Annotated in this window: 27 protein-coding genes and 1 riboswitch; of the genes, 1 reads left to right on the top strand and 26 read right to left on the bottom strand. The window is 41.7% G+C overall.

Going from position 1 to position 24648, the window contains the following annotated elements; genetic code table 11:
* Window positions 1-10: 10 nt before the first annotated feature.
* The 16 genes from fliJ to DCMF_RS13705 all read right to left on the bottom strand — a co-directional run bounded on the left by fliJ (window position 11) and on the right by DCMF_RS13705 (window position 13909).
* A complete protein-coding gene (gene fliJ, locus DCMF_RS13630) occupies window positions 11-445 on the bottom strand; it encodes a flagellar export protein FliJ (protein ID WP_148134923.1) in 435 nt (144 codons plus the stop codon).
* The gene (gene fliI / locus DCMF_RS13635) at window positions 445-1773 is read right to left on the bottom strand and encodes a flagellar protein export ATPase FliI (protein WP_148134924.1); all 1329 of its coding nucleotides are present in this window, start codon (window positions 1771-1773) and stop codon (window positions 445-447) included. Before fliI ends, fliJ begins: the two co-directional genes overlap by 1 nt.
* 28 nt (window positions 1774-1801) lie before the next feature.
* Window positions 1802-2524: a FliH/SctL family protein gene (locus DCMF_RS13640; RefSeq protein ID WP_214659333.1), complete on the bottom strand. Its 723-nt coding sequence runs from the start codon at window positions 2522-2524 to the stop codon at window positions 1802-1804.
* A complete protein-coding gene (fliG, locus tag DCMF_RS13645; protein WP_148134926.1) occupies window positions 2481-3494 on the bottom strand; it encodes a flagellar motor switch protein FliG in 1014 nt (337 codons plus the stop codon). The genes DCMF_RS13640 and fliG overlap by 44 nt, the downstream gene beginning before the upstream one ends.
* Before the next feature lie 10 nt (window positions 3495-3504).
* Window positions 3505-5097 (bottom strand): flagellar basal-body MS-ring/collar protein FliF, encoded by a 1593-nt coding sequence (gene fliF, locus DCMF_RS13650; RefSeq protein ID WP_148134927.1) that lies wholly within the window; start codon window positions 5095-5097, stop codon window positions 3505-3507.
* Between the two features lie 24 nt (window positions 5098-5121).
* Window positions 5122-5415, bottom strand: a complete 294-nt coding sequence (fliE, locus tag DCMF_RS13655) for a flagellar hook-basal body complex protein FliE (protein WP_148134928.1) — start codon at window positions 5413-5415, stop codon at window positions 5122-5124.
* A gap of 14 nt (window positions 5416-5429) precedes the next feature.
* A complete protein-coding gene (gene flgC, locus DCMF_RS13660; RefSeq protein WP_148134929.1) occupies window positions 5430-5861 on the bottom strand; it encodes a flagellar basal body rod protein FlgC in 432 nt (143 codons plus the stop codon).
* Between the two features lie 6 nt (window positions 5862-5867).
* Window positions 5868-6251: a flagellar basal body rod protein FlgB gene (flgB, locus tag DCMF_RS13665; protein WP_214659334.1), complete on the bottom strand. Its 384-nt coding sequence runs from the start codon at window positions 6249-6251 to the stop codon at window positions 5868-5870.
* A 155-nt stretch (window positions 6252-6406) separates the two neighbouring features.
* Window positions 6407-6488, bottom strand: a riboswitch (cyclic di-GMP riboswitch).
* A 420-nt stretch (window positions 6489-6908) separates the two neighbouring features.
* The gene (locus DCMF_RS13670) at window positions 6909-7295 is read right to left on the bottom strand and encodes a HEPN domain-containing protein (RefSeq protein ID WP_148134931.1); all 387 of its coding nucleotides are present in this window, start codon (window positions 7293-7295) and stop codon (window positions 6909-6911) included.
* Window positions 7285-7590, bottom strand: a complete 306-nt coding sequence (locus tag DCMF_RS13675; RefSeq protein ID WP_148134932.1) for a nucleotidyltransferase domain-containing protein — start codon at window positions 7588-7590, stop codon at window positions 7285-7287. The genes DCMF_RS13670 and DCMF_RS13675 overlap by 11 nt, the downstream gene beginning before the upstream one ends.
* A gap of 222 nt (window positions 7591-7812) precedes the next feature.
* Window positions 7813-8754, bottom strand: coding sequence for an NAD-dependent epimerase/dehydratase family protein (locus tag DCMF_RS13680; RefSeq protein WP_214659335.1), 942 nt, complete (start codon window positions 8752-8754; stop codon window positions 7813-7815).
* 67 nt (window positions 8755-8821) lie between these two features.
* Window positions 8822-10162: a lipopolysaccharide biosynthesis protein RfbH gene (rfbH, locus tag DCMF_RS13685; protein WP_148134934.1), complete on the bottom strand. Its 1341-nt coding sequence runs from the start codon at window positions 10160-10162 to the stop codon at window positions 8822-8824.
* A gap of 21 nt (window positions 10163-10183) precedes the next feature.
* Window positions 10184-11254, bottom strand: coding sequence for a CDP-glucose 4,6-dehydratase (gene rfbG / locus DCMF_RS13690; RefSeq protein WP_148137903.1), 1071 nt, complete (start codon window positions 11252-11254; stop codon window positions 10184-10186).
* Between the two features lie 29 nt (window positions 11255-11283).
* The gene (gene rfbF, locus DCMF_RS13695) at window positions 11284-12057 is read right to left on the bottom strand and encodes a glucose-1-phosphate cytidylyltransferase (RefSeq protein ID WP_148134935.1); all 774 of its coding nucleotides are present in this window, start codon (window positions 12055-12057) and stop codon (window positions 11284-11286) included.
* Window positions 12058-12073: 16 nt separating this feature from the next.
* Window positions 12074-12967, bottom strand: a complete 894-nt coding sequence (locus tag DCMF_RS13700) for a glycosyltransferase (protein ID WP_214659336.1) — start codon at window positions 12965-12967, stop codon at window positions 12074-12076.
* Between the two features lie 21 nt (window positions 12968-12988).
* Window positions 12989-13909, bottom strand: coding sequence for a hypothetical protein (locus tag DCMF_RS13705; RefSeq protein ID WP_148134937.1), 921 nt, complete (start codon window positions 13907-13909; stop codon window positions 12989-12991).
* Window positions 13910-14162: 253 nt separating this feature from the next.
* On the opposite strand from DCMF_RS13705, the gene DCMF_RS13710 reads away from it, so the two are divergent.
* Window positions 14163-14858: a class I SAM-dependent methyltransferase gene (locus DCMF_RS13710; protein WP_148134938.1), complete on the top strand. Its 696-nt coding sequence runs from the start codon at window positions 14163-14165 to the stop codon at window positions 14856-14858.
* Window positions 14859-14922: 64 nt separating this feature from the next.
* On the opposite strand, the gene DCMF_RS13715 is transcribed toward DCMF_RS13710, so the two are convergent.
* The 10 genes from DCMF_RS13715 to DCMF_RS13760 form a co-directional block, all read right to left on the bottom strand.
* Window positions 14923-15618, bottom strand: a complete 696-nt coding sequence (locus DCMF_RS13715; protein WP_148134939.1) for an acylneuraminate cytidylyltransferase family protein — start codon at window positions 15616-15618, stop codon at window positions 14923-14925.
* Between the two features lie 32 nt (window positions 15619-15650).
* Window positions 15651-16322: a PIG-L deacetylase family protein gene (locus DCMF_RS13720; RefSeq protein ID WP_148134940.1), complete on the bottom strand. Its 672-nt coding sequence runs from the start codon at window positions 16320-16322 to the stop codon at window positions 15651-15653.
* Entirely contained in the window at window positions 16322-17482 is a 1161-nt protein-coding gene (gene neuC, locus DCMF_RS13725; RefSeq protein ID WP_148134941.1) for a UDP-N-acetylglucosamine 2-epimerase, read from the bottom strand. The genes DCMF_RS13720 and neuC overlap by 1 nt, the downstream gene beginning before the upstream one ends.
* Window positions 17479-18138 carry an HAD family hydrolase gene (locus DCMF_RS13730; RefSeq protein ID WP_148134942.1) on the bottom strand — a complete coding sequence of 220 codons (660 nt, stop codon included), beginning with the start codon at window positions 18136-18138 and terminating at the stop codon, window positions 17479-17481. Before DCMF_RS13730 ends, neuC begins: the two co-directional genes overlap by 4 nt.
* Window positions 18116-19015 (bottom strand): ATP-grasp domain-containing protein, encoded by a 900-nt coding sequence (locus tag DCMF_RS13735; protein ID WP_148134943.1) that lies wholly within the window; start codon window positions 19013-19015, stop codon window positions 18116-18118. Before DCMF_RS13735 ends, DCMF_RS13730 begins: the two co-directional genes overlap by 23 nt.
* A 61-nt stretch (window positions 19016-19076) precedes the next feature.
* On the bottom strand, window positions 19077-20087 hold the full coding sequence (gene neuB, locus DCMF_RS13740; protein ID WP_269467164.1) for an N-acetylneuraminate synthase: 1011 nt from the start codon (window positions 20085-20087) through the stop codon (window positions 19077-19079).
* Window positions 20088-20102: 15 nt separating this feature from the next.
* On the bottom strand, window positions 20103-21383 hold the full coding sequence (locus DCMF_RS13745; RefSeq protein WP_148134944.1) for an ATP-grasp domain-containing protein: 1281 nt from the start codon (window positions 21381-21383) through the stop codon (window positions 20103-20105).
* 22 nt (window positions 21384-21405) lie between these two features.
* On the bottom strand, window positions 21406-22464 hold the full coding sequence (locus DCMF_RS13750) for a nucleotidyltransferase family protein (RefSeq protein ID WP_148134945.1): 1059 nt from the start codon (window positions 22462-22464) through the stop codon (window positions 21406-21408).
* 12 nt (window positions 22465-22476) lie between these two features.
* Window positions 22477-23649 carry a LegC family aminotransferase gene (locus DCMF_RS13755; RefSeq protein ID WP_148134946.1) on the bottom strand — a complete coding sequence of 391 codons (1173 nt, stop codon included), beginning with the start codon at window positions 23647-23649 and terminating at the stop codon, window positions 22477-22479.
* 17 nt (window positions 23650-23666) lie between these two features.
* Window positions 23667-24644: an NAD-dependent 4,6-dehydratase LegB gene (locus DCMF_RS13760; RefSeq protein WP_148137905.1), complete on the bottom strand. Its 978-nt coding sequence runs from the start codon at window positions 24642-24644 to the stop codon at window positions 23667-23669.
* Window positions 24645-24648: the final 4 nt, after the last annotated feature.

The following is a 24648-nucleotide window of genomic DNA, read 5'->3' on the forward strand; positions in this document are numbered from 1 at the left end:
ACCCCGTGTTCTATTTGTTGATGCCATTTCGGGCAAACCTTAATACGGCAACTTCATCAATAAATCTTTGTTCCTCAGCCGAAACCTGTTTTTGATACTCTTTTACCTGCCCGTCTTTCAGCTTTTCCAATACTTTTCTCTCTCTTTCCGCATGCAGGGCTTTTTTCCGCACCTGGTTAACAACCTCTTGTTTCTGAATGACCGCTTGATTTTGAACTTCAATGCTGTTCATCACCGAGTCCCGATAATACTGCTGGTGCATCACATTGAAGGTATCTCTGAAAGGGAGGGCACAAACTGCCTCCCATTCCTCCCGTAGAACTACTAGTTTTTTCTTTTCATCCTCTAATTGTTGCAGCGTCTTTGCCAGCTCCTGCTTGGCCAGATCTTCTGCAATCATGCGCACATTTAATACGGTCTGCAGCGAAAAAGAAAATTTCTTCACTAGTGTTTAGCCTCCAGTATTTTTCTCAGCATGTCAAGAGCCGTGTCCCGGGGAAAGTGCTCTTCTGAATTCTGCTGGAGAAAATCTTCTAACGGGGCAAAATATTTGATGGCCTCATCAGTAAGCTTATTTGACCCCGGTACATAAGCACCGATCTTAATCAGATCTTCCGCTTTTTTATAATTCGTGAGGATATTTCTCACTCTAGCCGCCAGGTCCCTATCCTCAGGGGGTACAATTTGCGTCATCAACCTGCTCACACTCTGCAACACGTCAACAGCAGGAAAGTGATTGGCGTTGGCTAGTTCCCGGGTCAAAACAATGTGCCCGTCCAAAATCCCCCGTACAGAGTCGGCAACAGGTTCATTTAAATCATCACCCTCCACCAGTACGGTATATAAAGCCGTAATGGATCCCTTTTCACTGTTTCCTGCCCTTTCCAACAGAGAAGGCAGCAAGGCAAAAACCGAAGGGGTGTATCCCCGTGTCGTAGGCGGCTCACCGACAGCCAGTCCGATTTCCCGCTGGGCCATCGCAAACCGGGTTACCGAGTCCATCATGAGCAGCACCGATTTACCTAGATCCCGGTAATATTCCGCGATCGCCGTAGCGACAAAGGCAGCTTTCACCCGCAGTAAAGCCGGTTGGTCTGAAGTAGCTACCACCACAATAGATTTTTTTAACCCTTCCGGTCCTAAATCATAATCAATAAATTCTTTTACCTCCCGTCCCCTTTCTCCCACCAAAGCAATCACATTCACATCGGCCCCTCCGGAGCGGGCAATCATGCCTAAAAGAGTGCTTTTCCCTACCCCGCTTCCGGAAAATATGCCGATTCTCTGTCCTTCCCCGCAGGTGAGAAAACAATCGATAACTTTCACTCCTGTTTCAAATAACCGCGTGATCGGTTTTCTTAGCAGAGGGTTGGGCGGACGATTATCCACATTTATTTCCCGGCCGGAAATTTCTGATCCATCCAGGGAATCACCCAAACCATTCAGCACCTGACCCAAAAAATCATCACTTATTTTGATCGTCAAGGGTTTTCCTGTCGGGCCTACTTTACTGCCCGGCCGGACTCCTTTTAATTCTCCTAAGGGCATCAAAATCGTCGTATCATTACGGAACCCCAAAACTTCAGCTAAGGTTCTGCTCCCTCCTTCTTGAGAGAACAATTCACAAACATCACCGATGGCAGGTTGAATCCCCGCCGCTTCAATGGTTAATCCTATTACTTTCGTTACTTTTCCTACAGGCTTAAGGAGATTAGCCTGTTGAACCGTTTCAAAAATTGCGGTTAAATCCAAACTTTTTTCTGCATTTTCCACAGGTGTGTCCCCTTTCCTGGGAGGATCACTAAGCAATTTCCAGAGTTTTTCTTAATTCCAGAATCTGAGCATTTACGGATGCATCCAGTGTTCCTTTATCTGTTTCCACCCAACAGCTTCCGGGAGGCAAATCAGGGTTTTTGACAATTTTTAAGGGTATGTTTTCCTTTAGTTCTTCCGACAATTTCTTTTTCGTTGTCATCAAACAGTCCCCATCTTTCGGATTCACATAGACATTGATAAATTTAGGGTTAACCAACGCATCCAGCGCTGTTTTTGCAATTTGGATAATCACATGATCATCCAGCGTCAGTTGGGTATGAATAATTTTTTCTGATATGGAAACTGCTAATCTCTTAATTTCCGTCTCTATTTCAAAAATTCGTTCTTTCCGCCATTTTTCCGTGTGATAGAGTACTTCCAGGGCCTGGCGGAAGGACTCTTCCGTTTTTTTCAGCCCTTCTTCTTCGCCTTTCCGAAAGCCCTCCGCATAACCTTCCTGATGCCCCTTTTTTTGGCCTTGTTGATAGCCATCCCGATAGGCACTGTCCAGAATACTTTGTGCTTCTAATTTCGCCTTCGCAAGGATGTCACTAACCTCTTGCTCCAATAGTCCCTCCGGATTGTGCTCAAAAGCTGGTTGTTCCGCAGCTAGAACAAAGTGGCCGGCATCTTCTTCAATGGTCCAACTTTTGACAACCGTTGGACTAGACGAAAAGTTCTTCTCCTTCTCCACCTCGTGCAATGACAATTTCCCCAGCCTCCTCAAGGTTTCTTATAATCTTGACGATCTTCTGTTGTGCCTCTTCAACTTCTTTTACCCGTACAGGACCCATAAACTCAATTTCCGCTTTAATCATTTCTCTAATCCGTTGAGACAGGTTGTTATAAATGCGTTTTGCCACTGAATCATTGGCTGCTTTCAACGCCAGGGCCAAATCTTTATAATCCACATCTTTCAGTACCCGTTGGATCGACAGGTCATCCAAGGTAATAATATCTTCAAAGACGATTAAGCGCTGCCGGATTTCCTCCACCAGATCGCTATCCTGATTCTCCAACTCATTCAATATGTATCTTTCGGTGCCCCGGTCTACCCGGTTTAGAATATCTACCAAAGCAGTAATACCGCCTGCTTTTTTGTAATCAGATTGGTAAATATTGGATAATTTTCTTTCTATAACCGTTTCCACCTCATCTACTACTTCTGGAGAAACCTGTTCTAAAAGAGCAATCCGTTTGGCAATGTCTGCTTTCATATCATCAGGCAAAGCAGACATTACCACCGACGCCTGAGTAGGATCTAAATAGCCCAGAATCAAAGCTACTGTTTGAGGGTGTTCATCAGATATTAAGCTCACTAACCGCTTGGGGTCAACTTTTTTCAAGGCACCAAAGGGCACTTTTTTATTGACTTCCATCAACCGGTTCAGAATTTCCTTGGCCCTTTGGCCTCCCACCGTTTTTTCCAGCAATTCCCGGGCATACTTAATCCCTCCGTTCAACATAAAACGCTGGGCTTCTGCCAATTCTAAAAATTCATTCATAATCTGATGGCGCATATTTTCGGACACATTGGCAATTCGAGAAATTTCAAAAGTAATTTTTTCGATTTCATCTTCGTTAAAATATTGTTTCAGCAAACGAGAAGACGCTTCGGCGCCCATCGCCATTAGTACCACGGCAATTTTCCTGACTCCTGCAACTTTCGTGACACCCATGTCTACTCACCTACTCATCATATGTTAGCCAAGTTTTTAAAATATTGGCCGCCTGTTCCGGTTGTTCATCCAGATATTTTTTCGCTTTGTCCTGTTGTCTCTTTCTTTCTAAAACATCCACCGTCAAGGTTGTTTCTTGATCAATCTGGCTGACAGAAACCGGCTGATCAAGCACCACTTCCAAAGGCTGTCGTTTCCGGGATCTTCTCATGCGGAAGATCACCCCGGCGGAGACTAATAAGACCAGCACGGCAAGACCGATTCCCGCCCAAAGTCTTTGGACATTCCTAAGTCTTTCCGCCTCCTGCTGCTGCTGGGCCTCTTCCGCAAAGCTCTTTTCCAGCTCATCCTTTTGCGTCGTATCAAAGGCCATGCTGGAAACGGTGACCTGGTCCCCCCGATCCGGTTGTAGGCCTACTGCAGCGCTTACCAGGTTTTGCACTTCTGTGATCTTATCGGGAGTAAGTTGTCCATCAACAACTACTGCCACAGATAACTTATTTATTTCACCGGGAGCAAAAACAATGGTATCTTCTGTGGTATCTACTTCATAGGTCCTGGAGTATTCCTCTGAACGACTTCCCGCATTGGGATTCTCCTCATCGGTATTTTGTTCGTCAACGGCATCGTATGTAGGAATATTACTTTCTACACCCGCTTCACCGCTTGCCGCGTCTCTATTGATGCCGTCGGCGGAATCACCGCCGCTTGTTTCAGAAGCCCCGGATTCATTTTTAATCACCTGATTCCCATGGGTTACAGAACGTCTTTCATGTTGGCTAAAATCCAAATCTGCGTTAATAACTGAAATGGCCTTATCAGGTCCAAAAATTTTGTCCAACAAATCCTGCAACTGGCTTTCCATTTGCTGCTGAAAGGCTTGTGTCAACTGGTGTTGGGTAAGGGCCGTTCCCGTTAAACTAGTGCCGCTTTCTTCTTCCATGTTGTTTGAGAGAATGTTTCCTTTCATGTCAATCACATTCACGTTTTCCGGCTTCAAACCTTCCACACTGTTGGCGATCAAAAGCACAATGCCGCGTACCTGTTCCTCAGTTAATGTTTTTCCCGGTTTCAACTTCAGAGCTACGGAAGCCGAAGAGGGAACCTCTTCGTTGACAAAGACACTTTTTTCCGGTAACACCAAATGCACCCTTGCTTGATCAACTTCGTCAAGTCCCACTATCGTTCTGCGCAACTCCTCCTGTAATGCTCTTTGAAAATTTAACTGTCTGTCAAAATCCGTTATTCCCAGTTTGCTCTCGTCAAAAAGTTCCCATCCCATATCTCCACTTGTGACAATACCACTGGCGGCCATTTGCAAACGCAAATCATATAAATCCTTTTTAGGAACAAGGACTGTTGTCCCCTGGTCTGCCAACGCATACTGGATTTTAGATTCCTTCAGCTGTTCCACCACAGCCGCGGCATCTTTTGCATCCAGATTCGAATAAAGAGGAGCCATATCTACTTTTGTGGCCCAATTCAGTGCCAAGCCTAGAGAAGTGAGAAGGAAAATAACGGTTAACGCCGACAATACTTTTTGCCTGTTTGTTAGGCCTTGCCATCTTTTCTTTAACCGTTCCCAAACATCTTTTAATCCCATTGGGAATTTCCTCCATCCAAAAACTTATACCTGCATCCGCATGATCTCCTGGTATCCATCAACCAGTTTATTTCGAACCTCTACGGCCATCTCTAAAGAAAGTCTTGCCTGCTCCATGGCAAAGGTGACTTGATGGATATCCTCCACAGATCCGGTTAAAAGCTTTCTCGATAATTGATCTGCATTTACTTGGTCCTGTTCCACTTGATTCAACATCCGGGATAACGCATCAGCAAAACTCTCGGTGACAGAAGGGGTTTTCTTTTCTTCCGTTTTTATGCCGAACAAGGGTTGGGAGGCAACTCCACTGATTTCCATTTCTTATCTCCTCCTTAACTGCGATTTATTTCCAAAGCCTTTTCAGCCATTGCTCGAGTTGTGTTAAGTACGGCCACATTAGATTGATAGGCCCTTAGAGAGGTGAGCATATCGATCATTTCTGTACTCAAATCCACATTGGGATAAAGGACGTTGCCATTTTGATCCGCATCAGGATGAGCCGGGTCCTTGACAAGTTTAAAAGGTGTTTTATCATCCGCCACAATCTCTTTTACCCGGACCCCCTGGCCGACTTCCTTTCCTATTCCCTCTGGTGATTGCTTTTCCAACATTTCTTCAAAGACCACTATTTTTCGTTGGAAAGGCCCTCCTTCGCGTGTTCTCGTGGTATTGATATTTGCAATATTGTTTGCAATGGTATCCAGCCTCAGTTTTTCTGCCGTTAAAGCGGAAGCGCTGATGGCCATAATCTGATATATTTTCATAAGCTATCACCTCCCATCATTCATCGCAGTTCTCAAATTGGCCATTTGGGAACTCAGCTGTTGGGTTAAAGTATTGTATAAAACTGTATTAATTAACATTTGGGTCATCTCAACTTCCAAATTGACGTTGTTGCCATCCTGCCGTTGAGTGGTGCCCTTCGTTTGAACAACTTCCGGTTCCAAGTCTTCGATATCAGCATCAGTCAATTTCCCCTCATCAAGCTTTTTCAAAACTTGTGCCAGCTTGTCTTCAAAACGTATTTCCAATCTCTTATAGCCCGGAGTATTGACATTAGCCACATTCTGAGCAATTGTCTTTTGCCGCAAAGCGATTGCATCAAGCTCTTTCAAGGTAAGGCTTATCACGTCATTATTAAAAAATCCACTCATACGATCATTTATCCCCCCCATAATTAACGTATACCTAAAAAAAAGAAAAACAAACTATCTTTGCCGAGATAGTTTGTTTCGTACCGCAAGGAGTATGGTATCATCAAAGGTTGACTCAAACACAATAAATACCCCCCAAAGCACTTTAACTCCTCATCAGCGGCATGGCAGTCATAGCATTGCCTTAGACCCATTGCTTTGCGCCCCAATGTTTCCATCGGTTTGCCTTTGTTGATAGGTTAGGAAAGTCCTACTAGCGTATTTATTATATTATATGTCAATCTTATCCATGTTTCAACACATAAATCGTTAATAATACAAAAAGTTTGTTAATTTTATATTATTCGCTTTCAGAGGTAGTTTTATGGGGGTATCCATCAAATTCTGTTTAATTTTCCAAAATGTGATCTGCCCGGCTTAGGCATTTTTTGAATATCACTTTGCCTGATATTCCACCTTTCGTTTCCCTTGGATATTATAATATTCGGTCGTTTTTTGTCGAACTTTAGGGGAAAAAGAAGAATTTTATAAATTTTTTTAATTTAAAGTACCTAATACAAAAAAATTATCTTCCGACAAAAAGTGACCTATCAAATAATTACCCCGTATTTTCCATACGGGGTAATTATTTGATATTTATTGAGTATTATTCCCATCTCACTTAATAATAGACAAAACCCACTTATATACTTCTTGAGCAAGAGAAACGGCCTGCTTGTATTCATCCTCGTTGATAGGTTCCCAATCTCCTGGATAGCGTGTTGTTACAGCATAATCGGTAAGAATAGCGGCTTCTTTAAGGATTTCGGGAACATGGACTTTTCCTGATTCGTCAATCAACTTTAGAATATACCCGATAGAATGCGTTCTAGGGACTTCGACATTGAAATATATCATTAAGGCTTTAAGGGATTTTTCACATGCTTGCTGGGCATCAAAGCAAAGGTCTTCATATAGAATATCCGGTGCTGGCCTACCAAATTCTGCTCTTGCAAGATTGCTTTTTGCTCTTTGTAACCACAGACACCACAATTCATCGCTCATAGACCACCCGCCCCCTTGCAGCTTCAGCATACACGAGCCCAGGTGTATTCTTGTACCGCTCTATTTTTTCAGGTGTATCTACCAGTATGTCTACTGCAACAGGAATATCGGCTAGAGTCCTGTATAGTTGATGTGTCAAAGATCGGCGGTTTTTCACCCCAATCTTGAGTACCAAAAGATCATAATCACTTTTTGGTCCTTCCAGCCCCTTACTTCGAGAACCAAAAAGAATAATTTTATCGGGGTTTGCAGTCCGTACTATCCTATCTACTAGTGTATTAAGTACCTCTTCCAAAAGAACCCCTCCCTTTCAGGTATGTACTTATAATGGGCAGCTTTTATCCAAACAATTACTAAAGTTTGGCTTTCTTTTTCTTAATTACTATTATGTAAAATTATACCACATAAATCCTCAAAACTCAATTTGAACATTTTGGGTATTTAAGGTGGCAATCAATTCAGACACTGAATCCCAGCTTTAGGTAATTTGTGTGTCTCCTCTGCGGCGTTTTATAATTTATATGGAATTCACATCTTCCTGACATAAAGACAAATTTCTCAACCCGTCTTCTAATGTCACCTTACTTTTCCACGAAGGCAACACATTATTCGGTACAGCACCCTTCATAATTTCGTTATCTCTATAAGGTAAAGCGCCCCACTCGATGTTTACCGAAACCCCATTAACCGCCTCATATAATTCCACAATCTTGCGCAGGCGCATCGGATTCCTTGAGCTTAGGGAGTAGATACTACACTTCTCGCTCGTGGTCTGCAGCAATTCAGCCCCCTTGATAAAACCGTTCAAGACATCATCGATGTAAAGCAAGTCCATTTCTTGTTCCCCGGCAGACATCTTGAGTGGTTCTCCGCTCTGAGCCGCCCTATGAACCAAGTTCAATATTTTAGAACGACTATCATCAGGTCCGTAAGTGTCCGGCAATCGTAAAGATATTGACTTGATACCGTACACATTGGAATAGAACTGAAGAATGTCCTCAAATGCCTGTTTTGTAGCTGCATATAATGAGAACGGTTTATAATCACACCCTCCTGCTGTCTGCCATGCGGTGGACGCATTGACTATCTTATCTACTCCAGATAAGTGCATAGCCTCTAAAAGCAGCGTTCCAAATAAGACATTGGAATTGATCAAGTTCTCTATTTGTTCGGTCTTATGTCTGGCTATCACGCAAGAAGCCAAATGGAAGATAATATCCGGCCGGAACACATCCATTGCCTGTTTCAAACTCTCAGTTGAGCAGTTATAATCAAAGAATTCTACATTGCCTTTATACCTCTCCAGCTTCCCTATACTGCTGCTTGGTCTCTTGATTACAGCGACTTGCCAACCCAACTGCAACAGTCGTCTGGTCAGATGGAAGCCTATATATCCGGTAGCCCCGGTTATGATGGCTTTTTTTATCGGTTCGTTTGGATGCATTTCTTTTTCCGCCATTATTTCTCCCTCACACACAAAAGACTTACCAATCATGTATCCCTGCCAAATATCACCCGATTAGGCTTTATACCTGTTTGCATACGTTAGCAATCATCTTAGACATATAGTCAATCATTTCATCAGTCATGCCGGGATATACACCTACCCAGAATGCATCATTCATAATGCGATTTGTGTTAGACAAATCACCGACCACTCGGTAGTCCTCTCCGCTCTTCCGCATTTCATCGAAACAGGGATGCTTCACGAGATTACCGGCAAAAAGCATTCTGGTCTGCACGCCCTTGCACTCCAGATACTGTACCACCTTGTTGCGGTCAATCCCTTTCCTACAGGTGATAAGGAACCCGAACCAGCTCGGTTTGGAGTTTACACAAGGCTCTGGTAATATCAGCCTATCTCTTAATCCCTCGAGTCCAGCTCTTAATCTGTCAAAGTTATGCCGGCGCCGTTCCACAAATGACGGGAGCTTCCCCAGCTGGGCACAGCCGATGGCTGCCTGCATCTCTGTAGCTTTCAAGTTATAACCAAAATGGGAGTACACATATTTATGGTCATACCCGAAGGGTAGCTCCCCGTGCTGCCTATCAAAACGATGACCGCACATATTATCTTGACCTGACGGGCAGATGCAATCCCGCCCCCAATCCCTCAAAGAACGGATGATTTTATTTAGCAGAGGATTGTCCGTATATACTGCGCCTCCCTCACCCATCGTCATATGGTGCGGCGGATAGAAGCTCGAAGTACCGATATCGCCGATGGTACCCGTTAGTTTCTCTACACCGTTGATAGTATATCTTGATCCCAGAGCATCGCAATTGTCCTCCACCAACCACAGGTTGTGTTTGTCACAAAAAGCTTTTACTGCTCCTAAATCAAATGGATTGCCGAGCGTATGGGCTATCATTACAGCCTTTGTTTTCTCTGATATGGCCGCTTCCAGCATGGACACATCAATATTGTATTGAGGAATTGTCACGTCTACCAATACCGGCACTGCCCCGTATTGAATTACTGGCGCCACTGTAGTCGGAAATCCCGCGGCGACCGTAATCACCTCATCACCACGCTGAACTCTCCTGTTGCCTAACAAAGGCGAAGTCAACGCCATAAAAGCGATTAGGTTAGCAGATGAGCCGGAATTCACCAGGCTGCAAAACCTTATGCCAAGATACTCTGCAAATTCCTTTTCAAATTGGTCTGCATATCGCCCAGCCGTTAACCAAAACTCCAAAGCGGCATCCACTAGCTGGATCATTTCACTATGATTATATACCCTTGAGGCATAAGGAATTCTGTCACTTTCCTTGTATTTTTTTTGATTGTGATATGTATCGCAATACTCACCCACCAAAGCCAATATCATTTCTTTTGCTTGCTGTTCCGTCATGTTGTCAAACATGAACACTCATTCCTTTTCTATCTATTTTTCCCATCGTTCTTTTCTGTATAAAAACTCTTCTATCTGCCTATCCATTATCATCGGCACATTACCCCCATCAAAATATACTCTTGTCCATTCAATTGTCTTTTCTATAGCCTCTTCAATATGCCAGCTGGCCTGCCATCCAAACATGCTCTTTATCTTCGAACAATCCAGCTTTAAGAAGTTGGCCTCATGAGGACCGCCATCGTATTTGTTAATCCAGGTCAACCCATCACCCCAGATCTTGCAAAACAAGTCTGTTAATCTACCTGTCGTTACACAGTCGCACTCATCCGGTCCCACATTGTAATAGCCGGCATATTTACCGTTTTCATATTGCCGCTGCAAAATCAGCAGATACACATAGAGCGGCTCCAGCACATGCTGATAGGGTCTTGTGGAGTGGGGGTTGCGCACAATGATATGCGTCTTCTTTTCAACAGCTTTCACACAGTCTGGGATTATTCTATCGTTGGCAAAATCACCGCCACCGATGACATTGCCCGCTCTCGCTGTAGAGATAGCCACCTTGCCGTTCGCAAAGAAAGCATTTTTATAGCAGTGGGTAACCAGCTCTGAACAGGATTTGCTATTGGAATACGGATCATAACCATCCAGGGTTTCATTCTCTCTGTAGCCCCATTCCCACTCGTTGTTCTGGTACACCTTATCTGTCGTTACGTTGAGGAAAGATTTCACGCTGTCACTCTTTCGCACACACTCCAAAATATTTACCGTACCCATCACATTGGTCTCATAGGTATAATGAGGTTCTTTGTAGGAATCCCTGACGAGAGGCTGTGCAGCCAGATGGATGACAATCTCAGGCTTAGCCTCCCCGAAAGCTTTCTCTAATGAAGCCAAATCTCTAATATCCCCGATTACCGAGTTTATCTGAGTTCCAATGCCACTAATTTCAAACAGGCTGGGATTGGTGGATGGATTAAGAGCGTATCCTGTTACATTTGCTTCTGCGTTTATGAGCATTTTGCAAAGCCACGTGCCTTTGAATCCAGTGTGCCCTGTAACAAATATTCTCTTGTCTTTAAAAAATGTCATGTCCAGCATAGGCAATTTCCTTCCCCGGTGACCGGTCTTTATTCCCAGACCTTCCATGGGGCCTCCCCGCTTTTCCAAAGTTCGTCAAGAAGATTTTTATCTCTTAATGTATCCATGCATTGCCAGAATCCCGCATGCTTATAGGCTTTTAACTGTCCCATTCGGGCAATTGTTTCCATGGGTTCTTTTTCAAGGACGGTAGCATCACCCTCTATGTAGTCCATAATTTCAGGTTGACATACCATAAATCCACCATTGATCCAACCACTGTCCTCTTTAATTTTTTCCTTAAATCTGTCGATAGAATTCTCATCGCTAATATGAAGCATACCGAAGCGGCCTTCCGGCTGAATGGCCGTCAGCGTCACCATTTTGCCATGAGCTTTATGGAATTCAACCAATTCATTTACATTCACATTGCAAACACCGTCTCCGTAGGTCAATAAAAATGATTCATCAGAAACATAATCTTTAATGCGTTTGAGCCTGCCTCCCGTCATAGTATCCAAACCCGTATCAACAAGAGTTACCGTCCAGGGTTCCGAATGATTGCAGTGAATCTTCATAATATTATTTTTTAGGTCAAAGGTAACATCCGACATATGAAGGAAGTAGTCCGCAAAGAATTCTTTAATAATGTATCCTTTATATCCTACGCAAATAATAAAATCATTATATCCATAGTGTGAATATAGCTTCATAATATGCCACAGGATCGGTCTATCTCCGATTTCAATCATAGGTTTCGGTTTTAAATAACTTTCTTCAGAAATGCGTGTTCCAAAGCCGCCTGCCAATAATACCACTTTCATCCGTATAAAACCTCCCCTATTCTTCTCTGTACTTATTCACTAATGCTTTAATTCTAAGCTTATCTCGTTCCTTTTCCGCATAATCGATTTTATCAAAAAGCTTTTTAAAGTTTCTGATGAATTCTATATGGCACTTTTCGCAGATTTCATTGAAATCAAAGCCTTTGCTGATATATTTTTGTTTTACAAGAGAAATGAGAAATATTGTTTTCCAGCATAGCTTAAAATACATTATGCGCATTAAACTATTGTCTCCTGCTGATACGTCTCTGAAGATTTCCGCCCATGCAGCATGCTGCTGCAATCTGCTTTCGTATGTAGCATAATTTAATAAATTCAATTTCTCATTTTCATTCTTATCCTCATCGGTAATACCCCCATGAGGATCTGCCGTCCCTTCACTAATAAGAAGCCTGTCATCTTCTATGACTTTTCCGTGGAACGAAATCAATAGATCAAAAACCATGTGCACATAGTATCTATACGCAATATTGTCTTTGTATTTTTCTGCCTTTTCAAATATCTTGTATTGATTCATCATTTCAGTGTTATAAATAATCCCCGATATATAATTATTGCTCAGCATAAAACCTGAAACAGCCTCTTTCCCGGCGGCAAATACCTCCGGTTGGAGCCCTCTGTACTGAAAAGTAGTAGCACTTCTGATGATTGCTAAGTCATCTGCGTCTTTCAACTTCTTCAAATAATATGCCAGATGTTTTAAAACAACCGTATCTTCATCACTTACTATCAGCACAAATTTTCCTTTACTTTTTTTTAAGACATAAGGTATATTGCCAATATATCCAATATTTCTTTCCTGCCTGACATATGTGATGCGGGAATCCTCAATTTTTGATATAGTTTGATATTCTTCCTTTCCTCTGTCCGAACAATTGTCAGAAACCAAGATTTCTATTTCAGCATCATATTATTTCATATTCTGTAGGCTGTAAACGCTCTCTAATGCCCGGTGTCCTCTGTTATACGAGGGTATGCAGATACTCAGCAAAACATTGCTATCGGTCCTGCCTTCCGGCGTTAGCCGGTATTGATGTATTTTGTCTATCAGTTCATTTATTTCTGCCCGTCTGGATTGATCTAGCCCTGCAATATTTCGCGGCAAATATACCTCTTTACGATTATAAAAATAATGATACAATTTTTCATCTGAACCAAACACAATCATGTCCGAAAAAAAGCTTATAATACTGGGTATTTTCAGAAATGCCAGCATTTTTCCCGGGTAATTCATGAGACAATAGATCCCATAACCTTGAAGCGACTGCTTATATTGATTTAATTTCCTAACATCCCATATATCCACAAATAAAAAATCTGAGAATTCATCCTGTAAGTTTTCAACTACATATTGTTTTGTTCCTTCTTTTATATCTGTTATATCTAACAGGCCTTTAAAAGAATTTTCTTCTTTATCAAAGACAAAATATCGATTATCCGTGACAGGAATGAAATCCAGCAGTAAATCCTTAAATACAATTTTTTCACCAAAATAGTTTGAATCAAATGCCTGCAAATTTATTTTATAAGTGTCTTCAAATTCTTCTTTATTGGGATCAATAAAGCAATCATAAATCATCTCCAATATTTGATCCTTCATATAATCCAGATCATAGGCAGCAATAAGCATCTTTACGCTTTCTTCATATGATTTATTGTGGAACAATAAGATTGCATACTCATAATAAAAGATAGCCAAATGCTCTTTATCTTTTTCTGTGTCTGCAATCTTTATTAGATTTTGGAATTCTGCACATGCTTCATATATTTTACCATTCTGAATAAAATCATTAATTCGATCAAACCCTTTATCAATATCAATATTCATCATACTTTTCTTTCCTCACAAAATTTGTTTCTGTTTGCATGTCCTCCACCCTATTTAGGGGCTACTGAGCTGCCGCTGTTACCGTTTGATAATCCTAATTTCTCTTTGATAATAGAACGTATTATTGATCGCTAGATTGTGCTACAATTTCTTTAATTTCCCTTAAAACTTTGATATAATATTCCAAAATACTTTGCTTGCTTAATCTCTTAGCAGAGCAAGAACTTGTATATTTTGTTTAAAAGGAGGACTTAAAGTGGATACCCATAAAGAGGAATGGGAGAAATCGTATTTAAATCATGATAATTTTGTTTTTTATCCCCACGAAGAGGTAATCCGTTTTGTTTCAAGATATATCGTTAAACGAACAGGACTAAATCAATTTCAAACTATACATACTCACAACACGATTCCAAAAATATTAGATGTTGGATGTGGAATTGGTAGACATATTATTTATTGTTTTCAAATAGGGTTGGATCCTTATGGAATTGACCTTTCTCATGAGGCTATAAAAACTGCTCACAAATGGACTTCCGATCTAGATCTTCCGAACTATGAAAATCACATCCGTCGAGGAGATATCCAAAATATTCCTTGGGAAAGTGAGTATTTTCACTATGCCATTAGTCACGGTGTACTTGACAGTATGTATTTCGATGTGGCAAAAAGGGCCATCAAGGAAATTGCTCGTATCTTAAAAGAAAATAGTTTGTTTTATCTGGACCTTGTTTCGGGCGATGATTCAAATCATGCAAGAGAATTCGCAGGAGAAGAAATTGTAAAAACACAACATGAAAAAGGTACTGTTCAAATGTACTATAACTACAGTAAAATATTAGAACTAATAGATAACTGTTTTTCCATTGTTGAAATGAATTTGATTCGAAATGAAAACGTGCTAACGGGAAACTATCACTCCAGGTACCATCTGGTTCTCAAAAAAGTATAAAATACAGTTTTTTCCTTCCAAGGAGCATTATACTTATTAAATGTCTCTGACACTATACCCTCCCTTAATACTGCAAAGTATTTTGAAATATACTTTCAACTAATCTTAAATCAAACTTCGTATCAATATCAAAGGAACGTTCACGTGGCATAATAAATGCCGTTGTTTCCTCTGAAAGGAAACTCTTTTTTCCCAATAACCATTCAATTCTTGCCACATAGACTGCCCCATTTAAAGCAAACACCCGAGGTAAATCCTGTCTCCGGGTAAATGGTTTTTCCATCTTGATTATGGGTTTTAAGCAACAATTAGCATCAATTTCATACATCCAATATGGACTCTTTTCAACTTCCGACACCGACACACAAGCGTTGGCATTATGAAATACACAGTTCTCTAAACAACCGTCTATATCCAGTACACTTCTTAAGGGAGATGTTGGTTGAAGTAAAACAATATAATCATACCCAGGCAAGAATTTCAATGCGTGCAATACAGGATCAATTCCCGGGGTTTCGTCCCGGGCAAGTTCCGCTGGTCGCACAAAGGGAACTTCACACCCCAAAGTTTTAGCTACTTTAATAATCTCCTCGTCTTCTGATGATAGGATTAATCGATCTATATACTTTGATTTTTTCGCTTCTTCAATGGTCCAAGCGATAAGCGGCTTTCCCGCAACATGACGGATATTCTTTCGTGGAACTCCCTTTGACCCCCCCCGCGCCGGAATAAGCCCTAAAATTTTTTGGTTATTAATCAATTTTTCACCTACTTAAAAAAATATTTTTCTGTTCAACAGATCTCTTTTAATAGCATAAAAGCCTCTGCAGCCATACATCCCGCCGCTGCACCACGAATATATGCTAAGGAGCGAATCGCTAAATCACTGCGTGGGAAAGGAAACTCTCCAACTTCACCGATATAAGTCTTCATAATTTCTACCTTTAAATCTACATAATCGGCAATATCAATAAACACGTTAGGACAAAAACCTTTGGCCTCAAGATTTGATCCAAATTCAGTCTCAGAAAGAGTTTCATAAATTAGTACTTTTTTAATAGAGTTAAAACGGAACCATTTAGTTGCCGCCATTACCCCATCAAAAACAATCCTATGATCAGTATGTACATCTCCTCTGAAAGGAACATATACAATCTCAGGCAATACTTGCTTAAAGATACAGCCTATTTTTTCAATTATCACGCTTAAGGGAATGGTATCAAGCTTTGTCGTAGGTAACTGCAAACTATGCACCGTATCAAACCCATATTTTTCTGCGACTTGTTGAATTTCTATATCACGCTGTTTCATTTGTACCATAGACACTTCATTTTCAGGTAAAATTCCCGTCACAATTAACCAATGAATGACATCCAACTTGCTTTTATGCTTTAATAAGGTACCTCCACAGCCCAAGGTTTCATCATCGGGATGGGGAGCGACAACTATGACATTTTTACCCATTAATAGACCATATCCTTTATCAATAATTTTTCATCAATCGGAATATTTGCCAGGATATCAGATATCCTTTCAGAAGAATGACCGTCTCCATAGGGATTTGTACACTTTGCAACCTTTTCACGGTATGATTGGTCAAACAGTGCTTTTTCCACCGCAGAACAAATGGCATTTACTTCATGAGGAACAAATTGAACATTTTCTGCATGCAAACGTCCTTTTTGGCGATTTCCCACATTTACCACCGGTAGGTTTAAGAGAGGTGCCTCCAATATTCCAGCACTGGAATTTCCTAACATGCAGCTGGTTCTCCGCATAATATTAATAAACTCAATTCGCGGAATATTTTTTGCTGTAAATAAAAAAGGCAGATCCTCAAATTCACTAATGGCCCTAATCATCTGTTGACTTCCGGCATCTGAATTTGGATAACTGAGAATCGTTTTGATACCCAATTTCTTCACTGCTTCTAATGTTTGTTTCATCTGAAAATAAGCAGAGTCAATTTCTGTAGAAATTACATGCTGAATCAATAAAACAAAGGGTTCTCCTTCGAAAATTTCAAATTCTAATCGTTCTGAGAGCTCCACAGCTGTTAATTGAGGAACTGAGATAATCCTATCTAGGCCCGGATTTCCTACATTATATATGCGAAATGGTTGCTCCCCCAGCCTTACTACCCGGTCGAAACTTTCTTGATTCGTTACAAAATGTACATGAGCTAATTTTGTAACCGCATGCCTCACCTGATCATCTACATTTCCTACAACTCTATCCCCACCCCCGATATGAACCACGGGAATATTCATATACGCCCCAATTAAAGCAGTGGACATAGCTTCTTCCCTGTCCCCCAAAACTAATAAAAAGTCAGGGTTTACCCTTCGGACCGTTTGGACCATCCCTTGCAATTGAATCGCCATTCCTTTTACACGTGTCGAAGCAATATCTCCATTAATTAAACTTTCTACTTCATCTGCAATCTTAAAACCATCCTGCTTGATTTCTTGAATAGTGAATCCATAAGCAGGAGCAAGGTGGGCTCCCGTTACAATTAACTCTAATTCTAGTAAAGGATGATGATGAATCGCACCGAACACTGAAGACATAATATCATACTCTGAACGGATTCCTGTCACACCTAGAACCTTACGTTTTTTCATTTACTCGTCTCCCCCGCATATAAGAGCTTCACCTTGACAAACTGGTAACCCGCATTTATGGAAAATTCCCGGTCAACATCCCGATCTCCAAAGAAAACTACATCTTGAGGGTGTAAACCTGAACAAAGCAAGTTGATTTTTTGGGTTATTAATGTAGCCGGTTTTTCATAGCATTTGCCATAAGCTCCCGATATCCCCACATTCTTGTTTTTAAACCATCTTTCCAGACCTAGCGCCCGGAACTTAGCCTTTTGTAAGTGAGGCGAACCGTCAGTAATTAAAAACAATTCAAACTGCTCAGAAAAAATATCCAGCAAAATCCGCACTCGCTCAGCCAAACATAATTTGGGATCAAACTCCCGGAAAACTTCCAGGCACTCTGCAATTGTTTGTTGTTGAGGATCATCTTTAATCCCATAACTAGCAAGTACTTCCTCAAAAATATGATGATAAGAACTCCCCTTTTCCAACCACCGTTTAATCATCCATGAATAAACCTCTTTATTGTCGGCCAGGCATGTTTCTGCCAACAACCGGGAAATGGGTTTGTAAACCTGCAAAATGAACTCCAATTCTTCATAAAGAGTTCCATCCAGATCAAATCCCACAGCTTTAATATTATCCCATTTTATTTTAGGATACAAAAACTTCAGCATAGTACCTCATCATTTTCATGCCAAATTTTATTGGTTTGGGTTTAATATCTTTATCATAGAAAAAATGGTCTACTATGAGATTAATCCAATTTTCCGTTGCTGCGAAGCCTAACGCCATTCCTCCGGCCACACGAGGATTGATTTCAGTAAATTTAATAGTTTCGTCTTTACATACAAAACACTGCAAATTTATCGGACCAATAAACGAAATGGACTTGCAAATTTTTTCCACCCAGCTAATGATTTCAACCTGCTTTACCACAATTCCTCCCGTAGATTTGCCATCCTTTACTCCTTGCCTTTTTCGAGGAACAATATAAATTGGATTTGAAATTTTATCACAAAAAACATCGATGGTATATTCTTCTCCCTCAATCACTTCTTGAGAAATCATGCCTTCCATATTAACAGAATCTGAAGTCACCACGACGCCAACCGCTCCTCGACCCTGTCTTGGTTTAACTAAAGGGTATTGTTGCTCCAAGCTCGTTTTTGGCGTGGGAATGCCCTTCTCTAAAAAAAATCGGTATGTTAACCACTTATCCTGAAATATTTTAACAGTAGATTCCTCTGATATTACCACATGAATTCCTAATTTTTTTAATTCTTTTTTTCTTTCAGCCCAGCCTAACATAGTTTCATCTAAAGAGGGAATTACAAGATTCACCTTACGTTGAGCTAAAGCAGGTACTACCTTTTCCCATAAATTAATGTCATTCTTTGAAGGCATTAAAATGAAATCGTCAGCCAAGTAACGACCGGCACAATCCGGATTGATATCGGATGCTACTGCTCGATAACCTGCTTCTTGTACTGCTTTAATCAGATATGCTGATGTGAGGCTTCCGGAAGCTTCAGTTAATATGTTTAACGTCATATCCCCACCTCTTTATTAATTCATAAAATAAATAAATAATATTAACCATTATTCCCCATTTTTATATCTTAATCAGTTCGTCCTCTTCAAAATCTTTCAAGGCAATTTGCCCCAATACTTCGTACCATCTCATCGGCGAGATCCCGTTACCCGGACGCTTAACAATCAGGTTCTCTGTGGTAAACAACTCACCTTTTCTTATGGCCCGGGCTGCCACAATGCTTTTGCGGGCAATAGAAATGTTTGGCTGTTCAGATTGGGATGGCCTCTTGATACCGTCACCAAGAGCAGACTCCACATGACGTATCGCCTGCACCATGGCTGACAACTCCTGTGGCTCTAAGCTAGCCTTATGATCCGGGCCTTCCATATTACGGTCTAAAGTAAAATGTTTTTCTATCACACAAGCACCCATTGTTACGGCGGCAATAGGAATCTCAATCCCAGGTGTGTGATCGGAATATCCTACCCGCACCTTTAAGGCATCGCGAATGGTTAGCATCGCATTGAGGTTGACATCCTCGTAAGGGGTAGGGTACTGAGTATTGCAATGAAGTACAATAATATTCTCTCTTTTTGTTCCGCAGCGTTCCAATACAGTTACTGCTGCTTCAATCTCCCCAAGAGTCGCCATTCCTACGGACATGATCACTCTTTTTCCCAAACGCCCAATTTTTTCAAGGTAGGTCAGATTGGTAATTTCCCCCGAGGGAATTTTGAATGTAGCCAACCCTATTTCTTCTAAAACATCTATAGAAACCAGATCAAAGGGAGAGGAAAGAAATTCTATGCCTGCTTTTTTGGCATAGCTCTTCAATTCTTTGTAACTATCAATCGGCAAGTGGATTCTTTTGCACATTTCGAGCTGGCTCTCTTGATCACCGGTTAATTTAACTTGGTATTCGGCTTTACCCGCAGAACGAGTCATGACCAGTTCCGGAACAGCCGTTTGGAATTTCACAATATCGGCCCCTGCTTCCTTCGCCTTTATAATCATTTCTTTAGCGAGCTCCATACTTCCATTATGGTTGACGCCGGCTTCTGCAATAACAATCACCTTACTAATGTTCATCACCTCAATTTCTATCTATTTTAACAAGCATTCCAGCATATGTGTATCAAATACCGGAATCCCCTTATTTTCAAAAACTTTTCGACGTTCATTGTACGAATCGTCAATAAAAATCGCATCCCTCTCCTGAATACGCACATACTTTTCCTCGGAACGCTGAAGATGGATTATTTCGTCAAACAAATGGGTCAACCGTTTTTGTTCCAGTTCAGCCTGAATATCTTTCTCATGCTTGGTAATCAAATGAACGGGTATCTGTTCATTAAGACACTGGAAGATAAACGCTATCATCAAGGGATTTACCTGTCCATCAATCACTACTGTGTCATCGTAGTCAAGGTACACATGGGAGTATTTTAAGTCAATGCGAAACCTGTTATATAGGGCACGATCCAGTTCCAGATCGTATTTATTTTCTAAGACATCATCGATCTGCTGACCGTTAAAAGTAAACATGGTAAGCAAGGGAAGATTAATGCCTTTGCCCCGGAAGAAAGTAGAGGTTCCCGCAATCCTTGCTGCCACCTCCAAAAGGGAAAGTTCACCCCGGGCATTTTCTTTTAGCTGAAAAAACCATCCGCCTTTTTGATGCAACAAGCTGTTTATTTTTTCTGCAACAAAGAAGAACTGGTCGTGATAAGCTTGCGTTGCGTTAATACTGATACCGCTTTTAATCCGTTTTCGGTCCCGTCCTCCCACGAAGACCAACCGCCCGGCTCGATTAGTAAAACAATCTACAGTATATTCCTTACCCGGCAAATACTCCAGGATCATGAGGGAGGGATTTTGTTTGAGATAAAACTTCAATTGGTCCATATCACGGGCCACCTGGGTACCTGCGGAACCTTGTCCGACATCCGGTTTTAAAAAAACGGGGAAGGACTCCACTTCGTCGGGTGACATGTATTCTTTGGGAACAACAAGAATGTGCTTAAAAAGGTCATAAGTCTTTCTTTTGGACCGGCAAACCGATGTGGTGAAAAAATCAGGAGCAATCAGGGTAGCAGCAAGCCGCTGGGAAAATTCCGCCAATTTGTAGACAACTCCATCCATCGACGGATAAATATAATCAATATGATAATGCTCCAAGATGGCATTAAAATCATTAATAAAAGAATCATCACTGCTGTCCGTAATAAACGGGATCCCATCAATATGGTTTTTATAAACAAACCGCCCATGGTCATAAGTACTGGAACCACCGATAAGACGAAAATGGATGGAATTGCAGGCTGCCCGGTAAATTTCCAGTCCAATTTCTGTACCGCAAGGATAAACGAGGACGTTTTTCTTCACTTAATTCGCACCTTTCTGTGCATCATTCGATGCCAAGCCGTCGTTTCATTTTTTCAAGTTCATCAAATTGGCCCATGTCCAAAAATGACTCGGAACTTACCGGGTAAACGCCAACCTTTTCCCCTTTGGCGGTAAGTTGGCTGATCAGATCAGTTAAGTGGAAAATTGTATCTCCCGGTACCTGGGCAAGGATATCCGGCTCCAGTACATACAGCCCTGTATTGACAAGATAATGCAGTTCCGGTTTTTCCTCCATACTGCTGATAAATCCCTCCCCATTTAAATGGATTACCCCATAAGGAATAACTACATTTTTCAGGGAAGTTACGATAGTCATTTTATTGCCATTCTTCACATGGTGGTTGTAGATATCGCCATAATCAGCATCTACTAATATATCGCAATTCGAGACAAAAAATGGGCAATCTATTAATCCTTTAAGCAGGGAGAGACTGCCTCCCGTTCCCAACGGAGTCTCCTCCTCCACATATTCAACAACATAATCTTTTTCAATTTCAGAAAAATAGGATTTGATCATGTTTTTTTTACAGTTGACAGTAAGAAAAAATCTCTGGGCACCATAGTTATAGAACCGATTCACAATGTGCTCGATGATCGGCGTATCACCAATGGGAATTAAAGGCTTTGGCAAGATTTTGGTATAAGGAAATAGTCTGGTTCCCTTACCCCCTGCCATAATGATTATCGGTACCCCTTCGAGAACATTTGTCCGGTTCCATTTACCGTCCAATTCATGCCAAAACAACACATCGATCAGGCAGCCGGCTTCGTTCAAAACAGGTAGTGAATCCAACCCATACTGTCTCAATACTTTTAATGCCTTATGCTCCTCCCCCTTCTTAATGAAACGGGGTTTTAAATGCATTGCCCGGCTTACGCAGGCATTTAAATCCCCGGAAGCAAGAATCCAGCGCCGGATATCCCCATCGGTAAGGCTTGCCTTCAGTCCGTTATTTTCATCTGTAATAAACAGCACCTTTTTCCCGGTTTGATCCAATTTTTTGAGCGCCTCAACAATTGTCACCTGCTCTGAAATAACAAGATCCGCTACATTAAACATATAATCCCCTCATCACCTTCCAGCAAATTCCAGAACAGTATAGGCTACCTTTTCCACATCCTTTTCAGAAAGGCTGGTGCTGCACGGCAGGTTCACCACCCTTTCGAAGTAATGAAAAGCCCTTTCGATGTGATATGCAAAGGAACCACGGTAGGGTTTCTGCTCATGAATCAGCCCCCAAATGGGACGGCCTTGGATACCCCTTTGCTCCAACTCCTGAATCAGCGCGTCCCTATCCAGGCCGATTTCCTCCAAGTCCAGATAAAGAGAATAAAACCAGTGGTTAGATCTGGTATCTTCCCGAAAGGGCAGCATCCGTAACGGACCATCTGTACCAATGATTTCACAATATAGTGCAAAGTTTCGTTCTTTAACCCTAATAAAACTTTCTAACTGTTCCAGTTGGGCAACACCGATCGCTGCCTGCACATTGGTCATGCGATAGTTGTACCCAACTTCCTCGTGGATATAATAAAGTTCATCATCCTTGGCCTGAGTGGACAAATACTTCGCCTTTCTAAGGGTATTTTCGTCTCCACTGACCAGCATTCCGCCTCCACCGGTGGTAATAATTTTGTTTCCGTTAAAGGAAAACACTCCTACATGCCCCAGGGAACCCGCCATCCGACCAGCCAATCTTCCCCCGGTATAATATGTCCCCAACGCTTCTGTGGCGTCTTCAATAATCAACAATCCATATTTTACCGCAATATCTACGATGGCTTCCATACCCGCCATGTTTCCAAAAACATGAACCACCACCACAGCACGCACTCTTCGACCGGTGGCCCTGTGGATCAGTATCCCATCATCAAAACGGCATTCTTCATGGCAGAAGGACTTTAACTTTTCAGGATCCAAACACAAGCTTTGATCGCAATCCATGAACACCGGTTCCGCACCAACATACCGAATTGGGTTTACCGCAGCAATAAAAGTCAGGGTAGGAGCGATAACCAGATCACCCGTTCGTACCCCGCACAACAACATCGCCAAATGCAAACCCGCCGTGCCAGTTTGACACGCGACAGCACCAGGCATTTTTGTGTAAGCTGCTACTTGCTTCTCAAAACGGGAAACATATTCACCGCCGCTGGAGACCCACCCCTGACTTACCGCATCGGTAACATAGGCAAGTTCCCGCCCCTGGAAATTGGGCACGGAAAGGGGAATAAAATGACCCATCGTGAATCACCAACTTTTTATACGTTATAAACTTCCGATTTGTATTTATCAAGGTTATCCCTAAACCAGTCAATGGTTTCGCCAAGTCCTTTTTCCAGGGTAAAAACCGGCGTCCAAGATGTCATACGCCTAATCTTTTCGTTAGACCCTACCAAACGCTGTACCTCACTTTTTTCAGGACGTAAGCGTTGCTCGTCACAGGCAATCTGAGCTTCGGGATTGATCTGTCGAATTAATTCACGAGCTAGATCTCCGATAGAAATTTCTTTTTGGGTAGCAATATTGATCTCTTCACCACAGACGCGGTCACTCTTTAAAATCTCCAAAAAACCACGTACCGTATCGGTGACATAATTGAAATCCCTGGTAGGTTCCAGGGAACCCATTTTGATTTCTTTGACCCCGGAAAGAAGTTGAGTAATAATTGTAGGAATCACAGCCCGGGCCGACTGCCTGGGGCCATAAGTATTGAAAGGACGGACAATGGTTACAGGCAGGTCAAAGCTGCGAAAAAAAGACTCAGCCAATCGATCAGCCCCGATCTTCGAAGCGGAATAAGGAGACTGTCCCTGGAAAGGATGCTTTTCATCAATAGGAACGTACTGAGCGGTACCGTATACCTCTGAGGTAGATGTGACCAGCACCCGTGATATTCCATAGTCCCGTGCAGCTTGAAGCACGTTGAGTGTTCCCTTGATGTTGGTATCCACATAGGTATCTGGGGCCAAATAACTAAAAGGGATAGCAATCAAAGCAGCCAAGTGAATCACTGCCTCTACACCTTTGACCGCATTTCGTACTGCATTGGGATCACGAATGTCTCCCGGGAATACCTCAATATCATTCAGTATTTTTCTAGGAAAGGTGTCCAACCAGCCCCAGGAGTTGAAAGAATTATAAAATACAAATGCTTTAACCTGGTAGCCTTCCTTAAGTATTTCTTCGACCAGATTACTGCCAATAAAACCATCTGCCCCAGTAACAAGTATTTTCATAACA

It is taken from the genome of Candidatus Formimonas warabiya, assembly GCF_002777255.1.
GTDB lineage: Bacteria > Bacillota > Dehalobacteriia > Dehalobacteriales > Dehalobacteriaceae > Formimonas > Formimonas warabiya.

Coding starts and splice junctions, on each gene's coding strand:
- fliG (WP_148134926.1), bottom strand. CDS start 3,494: ATGGGTGTCACGAAAGTTGCAGGAGTCAGGAAAATTGCCGTGGTACTA.
- fliF (WP_148134927.1), bottom strand. CDS start 5,097: ATGGGATTAAAAGATGTTTGGGAACGGTTAAAGAAAAGATGGCAAGGC.
- fliE (WP_148134928.1), bottom strand. CDS start 5,415: ATGGAAATCAGTGGAGTTGCCTCCCAACCCTTGTTCGGCATAAAAACG.
- flgC (WP_148134929.1), bottom strand. CDS start 5,861: ATGAAAATATATCAGATTATGGCCATCAGCGCTTCCGCTTTAACGGCA.
- flgB (WP_214659334.1), bottom strand. CDS start 6,251: ATGAGTGGATTTTTTAATAATGACGTGATAAGCCTTACCTTGAAAGAG.
- DCMF_RS13670 (WP_148134931.1), bottom strand. CDS start 7,295: ATGAGCGATGAATTGTGGTGTCTGTGGTTACAAAGAGCAAAAAGCAAT.
- DCMF_RS13680 (WP_214659335.1), bottom strand. CDS start 8,754: ATGGCGGAAAAAGAAATGCATCCAAACGAACCGATAAAAAAAGCCATC.
- rfbH (WP_148134934.1), bottom strand. CDS start 10,162: ATGTTTGACAACATGACGGAACAGCAAGCAAAAGAAATGATATTGGCT.
- rfbG (WP_148137903.1), bottom strand. CDS start 11,254: ATGCTGGACATGACATTTTTTAAAGACAAGAGAATATTTGTTACAGGG.
- rfbF (WP_148134935.1), bottom strand. CDS start 12,057: ATGAAAGTGGTATTATTGGCAGGCGGCTTTGGAACACGCATTTCTGAA.
- DCMF_RS13705 (WP_148134937.1), bottom strand. CDS start 13,909: ATGATGAATATTGATATTGATAAAGGGTTTGATCGAATTAATGATTTT.
- DCMF_RS13720 (WP_148134940.1), bottom strand. CDS start 16,322: ATGGGTAAAAATGTCATAGTTGTCGCTCCCCATCCCGATGATGAAACC.
- neuC (WP_148134941.1), bottom strand. CDS start 17,482: ATGAAAAAACGTAAGGTTCTAGGTGTGACAGGAATCCGTTCAGAGTAT.
- DCMF_RS13730 (WP_148134942.1), bottom strand. CDS start 18,138: ATGCTGAAGTTTTTGTATCCTAAAATAAAATGGGATAATATTAAAGCT.
- DCMF_RS13735 (WP_148134943.1), bottom strand. CDS start 19,015: ATGACGTTAAACATATTAACTGAAGCTTCCGGAAGCCTCACATCAGCA.
- neuB (WP_269467164.1), bottom strand. CDS start 20,087: ATGAACATTAGTAAGGTGATTGTTATTGCAGAAGCCGGCGTCAACCAT.
- DCMF_RS13750 (WP_148134945.1), bottom strand. CDS start 22,464: ATGTTTAATGTAGCGGATCTTGTTATTTCAGAGCAGGTGACAATTGTT.
- DCMF_RS13755 (WP_148134946.1), bottom strand. CDS start 23,649: ATGGGTCATTTTATTCCCCTTTCCGTGCCCAATTTCCAGGGGCGGGAA.
- DCMF_RS13760 (WP_148137905.1), bottom strand. CDS start 24,644: ATGAAAATACTTGTTACTGGGGCAGATGGTTTTATTGGCAGTAATCTG.